Here is a 932-nt window from a genome sequence, read left to right on the forward strand (position 1 = left end):
TCGCCTTTGTTGTTCACGGCACGGTTGGGCGCCACGTAGCTGGTGATGCCCTGGGCGTCCAGCGCTGCAATGTGCTCCCCATTGGCGTAGCCCGCGTCTGCCACCACCGTGCACGGCTGCTGCAGCACCCGGCTGGCCGCCTCGGCCATGGGCTGTAGCTGGCGCTGATCGTTCACCTCGCAGACCACCTCATGCGCCACGATCACGTGGCTTTGCGTCTCCACCGCTGTCTGCAGGTTGTAGCCCGGACGGCTGTCAAGACTGCGCATCGGGCGTGCCTCGGGCTCGCCGTTGACAATGGTGCTGGCACCGCTGCGCATGAGTTGCTGGGCCTGGTTGGCAATGGCACGGCCCTCGGCCTTCAGGCGCTCCAGGGCGGCGCGTACTTCATCTGGTTTGCCAGTGCCCCCTTCGGCGCCATCGCTGCCCTGGTCATCCTCTCTGTCCCGCCTGTCCAGCAACCGCAGATAAGCCGCGATCTCCTGCGCGTTGCGCTGCGCCTGGGCGGCCAACTCACACTGGCCCACCACCGCCTTGCGCGAGGCCACCGCCTGCACCTTCGAGCCATCGATGGCCACGGTGGATCCTTGAATCAGCCGGCTGGCCCGCGCGAACTGCACGAAGGCTGCACAGCTGGCCACCAGGGCCGTCGAGTTCTGGCGCCTGAACTCGGCGATGGTCTTGTGATCCGGGGCCAGGCGCCCCAGCAGCCACATGCACTCCACATTGCGATGGCACTCGCGCTCCAGTGCCCGCGAGGAACGGATCGCGCTCAGGTACCCCCAGAGGTACAGCCGCAAGAGATCGCCCGGGTCGTAGGGCGGTGTTCCCAGACGCTGCGCCTGCGCCTTGGCAAAGCCCAGCGCCTTCAGGTCCAGCGCCTGCACCCAGGCGTCCACCACCCGAACCAGTGCTTCCTGACCTACCAGCTC

General features: G+C 67.3%; 1 protein-coding gene. It reads right to left on the bottom strand.

Features of this window, described 5'->3' with window-relative positions:
• Positions 1-932, bottom strand: a 932-nt coding sequence (locus tag AC3A6R_RS27100; protein ID WP_487866177.1) for a transposase, incomplete at both ends; no start/stop codon positions are given.

The organism is Variovorax sp. Soil_C_19, assembly GCF_057657255.1.